General features: G+C 75.5%; 5 protein-coding genes and 2 pseudogenes. 4 read left to right on the top strand and 3 right to left on the bottom strand.

The genetic code is table 11. The features are described 5' to 3' along the window. From FE256_RS17060 to FE256_RS17070, 3 genes and pseudogenes are all read right to left on the bottom strand, one after another. Positions 1-226, bottom strand: a pseudogene (locus tag FE256_RS17060) (class I mannose-6-phosphate isomerase); the annotation flags it as partial. A 70-nt stretch (positions 227-296) separates the two neighbouring features. Next, positions 297-2,567 carry a glycosyltransferase family 2 protein gene (locus FE256_RS18535; RefSeq protein ID WP_252371075.1) on the bottom strand — a complete coding sequence of 757 codons (2,271 nt, stop codon included), beginning with the start codon at positions 2,565-2,567 and terminating at the stop codon, positions 297-299. Continuing rightward, entirely contained in the window at positions 2,564-3,502 is a 939-nt protein-coding gene (locus tag FE256_RS17070) for a WcbI family polysaccharide biosynthesis putative acetyltransferase (RefSeq protein ID WP_138178032.1), read from the bottom strand. The genes FE256_RS18535 and FE256_RS17070 overlap by 4 nt, the downstream gene beginning before the upstream one ends. 180 nt (positions 3,503-3,682) lie before the next feature. Between FE256_RS17070 and FE256_RS17075 the strand changes: the two genes are divergently transcribed. The 4 genes and pseudogenes from FE256_RS17075 to FE256_RS17090 form a co-directional block, all read left to right on the top strand. After that, positions 3,683-4,705: a glycosyltransferase gene (locus FE256_RS17075; protein WP_171024400.1), complete on the top strand. Its 1,023-nt coding sequence runs from the start codon at positions 3,683-3,685 to the stop codon at positions 4,703-4,705. Continuing rightward, entirely contained in the window at positions 4,702-5,838 is a 1,137-nt protein-coding gene (locus FE256_RS17080; protein WP_138178036.1) for a glycosyltransferase, read from the top strand. Before FE256_RS17075 ends, FE256_RS17080 begins: the two co-directional genes overlap by 4 nt. Further along, complete coding sequence (locus FE256_RS17085) at positions 5,835-6,833, top strand: glycosyltransferase (protein ID WP_252371076.1); 999 nt, start codon at positions 5,835-5,837, stop codon at positions 6,831-6,833. Before FE256_RS17080 ends, FE256_RS17085 begins: the two co-directional genes overlap by 4 nt. Further along, positions 6,830-7,253, top strand: a pseudogene (locus tag FE256_RS17090) (glycosyltransferase family 2 protein); the annotation flags it as partial. The gene FE256_RS17085 and the pseudogene FE256_RS17090, both read left to right, overlap by 4 nt.

Below are 7,253 nucleotides of genomic sequence, written 5' to 3' on the forward strand. Positions count from 1 at the left end.
CCCCCACCCACGCGGCGCGGTCCGCGCCCACGAGGTCGCGGAGGTACGCCCCGTCGTCGGTGACGGCGAGACCGACGTCGTCCGAGCCGAAGCGCGACACGGTCGAGGCGAGCCACTCCTCGGGCTGGCGGTCGGTCTCGGGCTCGATTCCGCGGAGCGCGGCGATGCGGTCGCCTCCGCGATAGAAGTGCTGCACGGGACGGGGCGGCAACAGGACGGGCTTCACCGGGGGGCTCCGATCGGGTGGGGCGACGCGGCGACGATGCCGGCCGCTTCCACATCTACACCATGACCGTTCATGTCCAGCGGTCGACGCCGCCCCAGCCGCCCACCCAGGACTCCAGGTGCGGCTCGTCGCGGAGGACGTGGACCCCGGATGCCACGATCTCGCCGGTCGTGAAACCGACGGCGGCACCCCAGCGCTCCGCGCGGCGACGGGCGCGACGCGCGACCGCGGCACCGATCCGTGCGCCGTCCGCGGCGTGCACGTCGAGCCGGCCCTCCTCGCCCTGACCGAGCGCGGCGAGGCGCTCGCTCAGCCCGGCGGCGTCCTCCACGAGCACCGGACGGTCGAGGCGCCACACGACGCGCGCGTCGGGGATCGCGCCGGAGCGCACGCGGGGATCGGCGGCGAGGGCGGGGGTCGACGGCGGGGCGTCGAGCACGACGACGGCACGGGGGAAAGCCGCGAGCACGGAGTCGACCGTGAGGAAGATCGCCGCCTCGGGGTGCTCCCCGGCGAGGTGCACGACGAGATCGGGCGCGGCGGGGAGCAGCCCCCGCCCGGCCGAGCCCGCCACGGGGATGTCGACCGAGAGACGCAGCGTCTGGCGGTTGCCCTCGCGGACCCGGTCGACGTCGCGACCCGACCAGTCGGGGCCGTCGTGCCACGCCACCGCCGCGGGAACGTGGGCGAGCACGGCCCCGGCCTGCCACGCCCGATGCACCCACTCCCAGTCCTCGCCGCCGTACTCCGTATACGACTCGTCGAAGCCGCCGACCTCGTCGAAGAGGCGGCGGGAGCACGCCGAGACCGCCCCGATCACGAAACGGTACGAGCGGTCGTCGGCGCGCAAGAGGTCGCCGGTGCGCGCGTACTCCTCGCGCAGCCACGCCGGTTCGGGCAGCTCGCGCGGCGGTCCCGCGTCGGCGACGGGCACCTCCGGGCCGAGACCGGCGAGGTCGGCGTGCCGTCGCCGCCCCACGGTCACGGCCTCGGGCAGCAGCGCCGGCAAGCGCGCGAGGGCCCGCACGTATCCCGGTTCGGGGGTCGTGTCGGCATCCAGGAAGCACAGGACGTCGCCGGTGCTCGCGGCGACGCCGAGGTTGCGCGCGGCGGCGGCGCGGAAACCGCGGTCGGCCTGGCGGACGAGCCGCACCCCCTCGGGGACGACCGGCGCCTCGGGCGAACCGTCGTCGGCGACCACGATCTCGAGCCGATCGGCGGGGTGGTCCTGCGCGCGCAGCGCCGCGAGAGTGCGGGCGAGCTCCTCGGGCTGGTCGTAGTGCGTGACGACGACGCTCACGCGCGGCGGCTCCGGTTCCCGTTCCGCGACGAGGTCCCACCGGTTGCCCACGACCCACGGGGCGTCGGGGGCGGGCAGCGCCGCCCACCAGCCCAGGTACGCGCGGGCGACGTCGGCGGGGCCGACGGGGACGGGATGGATGCCGTGCCACGTGGCAACCGGATCCCCGAGGGATTCGCCCACGGCGGCGGCGAGCTCGTCGGGCTCGACGGGGCGCAGGGTTCCCGGTCGCAGGGCGTCCATCTCGTCGACGTAGCGGTTGCGCACGGCCAGCGGCCGGCGGCCCCAGCCGATCCACGAGGTCAGCGACCCCGACGCCGAGACGTGCCGGTGCGCGATCACCGGCACCGCGACGGCGCGGGCGCGCTCTGCCATCTCGGCATCGTCGAGCCAACCGGTGACCTCGACGTCGACCCCGACGTCGGCGGCGCGGCGCACGAACGCGTCGAGGTCGGCGGCGTGTCCCTCCGACGCTCGCCCCAGCACCGTGAGGCGCCCGACGCCCGCGGCCACGGTGGCGGCGAGCGCCTCGTCGTGGCCCTTGCCCGGGTAGAAGTAGCCGAGCACCCCCACGGCGCCGTCGGGACGGGGGCGGTCGGTCGCGGCGGGGGATTCCGCGGGGAGCGGCACGACCTCGACCGGCCCGTGCCACACGTCCTCTTCGGCCAGCAGCGCTCGCTCGTGGGCGCTGTTCACGGCGACGGCGTGCGCGGCCCGGGCGACGGCGGCGTAGAACGCGCGGCGGCGCGGGCGGTTGCGCTCCCCGTCCGAGGCCTGCGGCACGTCGTGCAAGGTGACCGTGAGCGGATGCCGCCGGGCCAGGGCTGTCAGCCGCTCGGTCGCCTCCTCGGGCGAGGCGCCCCACATCTTGTCGGTGACGTGGACATGCAGCGGCGTCCCGGCGGTGAGCGCGGGCAGCGCGTCGGGCGTGAGCGTCCGCACCGACGGGTCCAGCGCACGCACCTCGGCCGCGACCGCGCGGGCGTACGCGGCGACACCGTGCGGGCCCGGGGGCGTGAGCAGGACAGGCACCACGCTCATGCGGCTCGCCACCGGCGCACGAGCGGTGCGAGACGCTCCACCGCCGCCGCGACGAACCCGGGGTGCGCGGCGTACCACCGGCGATGCGCCTCGGCGACGACCTCGGCCTCGACCCGCTCGCCGCCGACGATCCAGTCGCGTCGGGGCTCGGCATCCAGGTCCCACGCGTCCACGACCCACGGTTCGAGCGGGGCCTGCACACCGGCGAGGATCGGACGGCCCGGGTCGACCGCGGTCCCGGGGGCACCGAGCGCGGCGACGACCCGCTCCCCGAGCGGCAGGAAGACGGCGTTGCCCGGGTGGTTGACCGTGCGGGCCAGATCGGCGACGACCGGGGCGTAGAGATCGGATGCCACGACATCGACGCCGAGGCCCTCGCGGCGCCGCAGCTCGGACACGGAGTCCGCGGCGACGGCGCGCACGACCTCCGGGGGAAGGCCGGCCGCGACGGGGAGTCCCGCGGCCTCGGCGATCAGCCGGACGTCGTGATACGCGACGAGGGGCGGATCCTCGTCGACGCCGGGAACGCGGATCGCCGCCTGGAAGGGGTGCAGACCGCCGTAGCGCAGCGACGGCACGACGACCGTCCGCGCGCCGTCGGGGAGGACCTCCCGCAGCTGGGCGGTGCCGAGGGGCAGCCCTCGATAGTCGTCGCGGATCGGCTGCACGACCAGAAAGGCCGCTCCGGCCAGCAAGCGGTGCAGACGCTCCGCGTCGGCGGCATCCATCTCGTGCACGGCGGGGATTCGGACGGCCGGGTGGTCGCCGCTCGAGACGACGAGCCGGATCGACTCCGCCTGGCAGTTGCCCACGACGACGCCGTAACCGGACGGCGGAACGGCATCGCCGAAGAACTCGGCGTAGTGCCGTCGACGCGCTATCACCGCCGCGGCGTCGTCCGCAAGGCTTGTCGACCCGTCCTCACTGCCACGCATGATGTGAAGGTACGCCGTCGGTGCTCTCGTCTCCCCAACCGCCCGGTTGCCTTGCGATGCCCGTGTCGATGCGATACGCGTCACCACCGCCCGCCCGCCAGGAGGCCCCCGATAAACACCGTCCCCTCTCGCCGTATCCGCGTCGCCGCCGTGCCCGCGAGCCACCCGTACGTGCGCGCCGTGACCGACGAACGCTCCGTAGACCTGCGCCCCGATCCCCCGGTGCCCGGTGCGGCCCCCGGTCAGTGGTGGCCGCCGCAAGTGCTGCTGCCGGCCTGGCTCGAGGCGCACGCGGGCGAGATCGACCTCGTGCACCTGCACTTCGGCAGCGAGTCGTATTCCGCCGACGACCTCGCCGCGACCGTGGACACCCTGCAGCGCCTCGGGCTCCCGCTCGTCTACACGGTGCACGACCTCGAGAACCCCCAGCTGAGCGCCCAGGACGCGCATCGCGCGGCCCTCGCGGTGCTCATCGCGGGTGCGGACGAGCTGATCACCCTGACTCCCTCGACCGCGGCCGAGGTGGAACGCGACTATGGACGCGCGAGCGACGTCATCGCGCACCCCACTCTCGTCGAGGACGGCGCGTTGCCCTTCGGGCGCCCCTCGACCGCGACGCGCGTCGGCGTGCACCTGCGCGACCTCCGGCCCAACATCGACGGCGTCGCCATGACGGCGACCCTCGTGCGCGCCGTCGCCGACCTCCGCGCGCAAGGAGCGGCTGTCGAAGCCGTGGTGCGCATGAACGAGAACGTGCGCGACGCCGACGCCGCGGCATCCATCGACGCCCTCGCCCGCACCGCCGACGGCGTGCGCCTCGAGCGGGCGGCGCGGCTCGACGACGACGCCCTCGCCGCCTGGATCGCCGACCTCGACGTGTGCCTGCTGCCGTACACGCACGGCACCCACTCGGGGTGGGCCGAGCTCTGCTACGACCTCGCCGTCCCCGTCGCCGGCACCCGCGTCGGCCACGTCGGCTCCCAGCACCCCGGCGACTTCCATACGTACGGTCTCGGCGACCCGGTGTCGCTCGAGCGGGCGATCGTGGATGCCACGGCCCCGGCGTGGTCCGTCCCGGGATCCGCGGCGCGCGCCGCCGAGGTCGCCCGGCGTCGGACAGAGCGTCGGGAGGAGCGCGAGCGGGTGCGCCAGGCCCACGTCGCGCTGTACCGCCGGTCGTTGCGGACGGAGAGCGCGGCGTGATCCGGGGGCTGCGACAGATGCGCGTGCTCGTGGTGGCGCCCTCGCGCTATCCCCTGCGCCAACCCCACGCGGGCGGCCTGGAGGCCACGGTGTGGGACCGCGTCAGCTGGCTGCGCGCCCGCGGGCACGAGGTCACGCTGTGCGCCGCGGAGGGCTCGGACTTCCTCGGCGACGCCCCGGAGTTCGCGCTGCCCGCACCCGAATGGTCGCGGGTCGAGGACGCCTCGGACACCCAGTACCCGGCCGGGTACGCGGCGGCGACGGAGGCCGCCCACGAGGCCGCGTTCGATCGTCTGCGTGCCGAGCGGCACCGCTTCGACGTCATCGACAACCACAGCCTGCATCCCGCCCCGATCCGGTGGAGCCGGGATGCCGACATCCCGGTCGTGACGACCCTGCACACGCCCCCGCTCGAACCGCTGCTCGAAGCGGCCGCATACGCCCGCGGAAGCGCGCACCGTTTCGTCGCGGTGAGCCAGGCGACCGCACGCGCGTGGTCGGCGGAGGGCGTGGATTCGTTCGTCTTCCCCAACGGCGTCGACACCGATCGCTGGGTCCGCGGGCCCGGGGGACGCCGATGGGTCTGGTCGGGACGCCTCGTCCCCGAGAAGGCACCGCACCTCGCGATCGAGGCGGCGCGGACCGCGGGTGCCGAGATCGTCGTGGCGGGGCGGATCGGCGACGTCGACTACTTCCAGCAAGAGGTCGCCCCGCGGTTGGGCCCGCACGCGCGGTACGTCGGGGCCCTGCACCAGGATGCCCTGTGCCGCTTGGTCGGCGAATCGGCGGTCGCCCTCGTGACGCCGATGTGGGAGGAACCGTTCGGACTCGTCATCGCCGAGGCCCTGGCCACCGGTACGCCGGTCGCCGCCTTCGACATCGGCGGGGTATCGGAGGTGCTGGCCGGCATGCCCGGCACGGCCGCGGTCATGCCCGGCGATGTCACCGCCCTCGCGCACGCTGCGCGTGACCTTGCCCGGCAGGGCGAGCGGGAACCCCTGATCCGCGTGTGGACGCGCCGCGCAGCGGTGCGCGAGCACGCGCTGAGTCGCCGCTACCGCGAGATCGAGCGCGTGCTGACCCACACCGCGCAGCAGGTCGCCCCGCGCTCCGTCCCGGCGGTGTCGTGGTGATCGGCTGGTACGTGCACCACCACGGCTACGGTCACGTCGCGCGGTTCCGCGCCGTGCAGCCGCACCTGCGCGCGCGGGTGCGGGTGTTCTCGTCGCTCCCCCGGCCCGACGGGCTGGACGGCGGTGTCGAGTGGATCGTGCTGCCGGGCGACGCCGACACCGTCGAACGCGCGGACGGCACCGTGTGCAACCCCCGCGACGCCGACCCGACCGTGCGCGGCGCGCTGCACTGGGCACCGCACGACCATCCCGGGCATCGCGCCCGGCTCGCGCGCATCGCGGCGCACGCCGAGGATCTGCGGGTGTTCGTCACCGACGTGAGCGCCGAGGTGGTGGCGTTCACGCGGCTCCTGGGTCTGCGCACGGTCGCGGTGACGCAGCCCGGCGAGCGCACCGACCCGGCGCATTCCCTCGCCTACGACCTGGCGGACCGCATCCTCGCCCCGTGGGCGCACGGTGCCGTTCCGGCCGGCGCCCTCTCGCCGCGGACCGACCGGGTGGTGTGGACCGGCGGAATCTCGCGACACGACGGGCGGGTCGCGGATGCCGCGGACGCCGAGCGTTCCGTGCTCTTCCTCGGTCGTGCGCTCGACGACGACGTGCGCCGCGCGGCGGAGCAGCAGCTCGCCGCCGCGGGGTGGCGCACACGCGCGATCGGTCACGACGCCGCTTCGCGGGTCGACGACCCCTGGCCGCTGCTGACCTCGCACACCGTCGTGGTCAGCGCCGCGGGCCAGAACAGCGTCGCCGACCTCGCCGCAGCGGGGGCGCGCGCGGTCGTCGTCGCCCAGGACCGCCCCTTCGACGAGCAGCGCCACACCGCGTGCGCGCTGCACCGGTGGAACCTCGCCCGCGTCGCCCCCGAGGGCGTCGATGCCGCCGGTGTCGTGGCGCTCGTCGAGGCGGCCGCGGGCGACGAACCGGACTGGTCGCGGTGGCAGGTGGCCGGTGCCGCCGAACGCGCGGCCGAAGCCGTCGAGGCGATGCTGCCGTGAGGATCGCTGTCCTCACCGTCGCCTCGGACGCCCGACGCGAACACCTCGAGCGTCAGCGCGCCGTGCTGGCGGAGGTCGCGCCCGACGTGGAGCGCGTGGAGGTGTGGCTCGACGCGGCGCCGCCCACCGGCATCCCGGATGCCGGGACGCAGACGCGGCACGTACCGCCCGGCCCGCACGGGCTGCGGGTGGGGGCGGGACGCAACACCGCCGCCGCGGCCGCGATCGCCGCGGGCGCCGAGCTGCTGGTCTTCCTCGACGTGGACTGCTTGCCGGGGGCCGACCTCGTCGCGCGGTACATCGACGCCGCCACCGCGCACCCCGACGCGCTGCTGGCCGGGCCGGTGACGTACCTCGCGAGCGTGCAGCGCCCCGAGGTCGCCGACCTTCCCTTCGTCACGCGCCCGCACCGGGCCCGCC

Source organism: Microbacterium sp. 5K110 (genome assembly GCF_005774735.1).
Classification (GTDB): domain Bacteria; phylum Actinomycetota; class Actinomycetes; order Actinomycetales; family Microbacteriaceae; genus Microbacterium.

Excerpts from the sequence above, each read along its gene's own strand:
- FE256_RS18535 (WP_252371075.1), bottom strand. The coding sequence starts at position 2,567 with ATGAGCGTGGTGCCTGTCCTGCTCACGCCCCCGGGCCCGCACGGTGTC.
- FE256_RS17070 (WP_138178032.1), bottom strand. The coding sequence starts at position 3,502 with ATGCGTGGCAGTGAGGACGGGTCGACAAGCCTTGCGGACGACGCCGCG.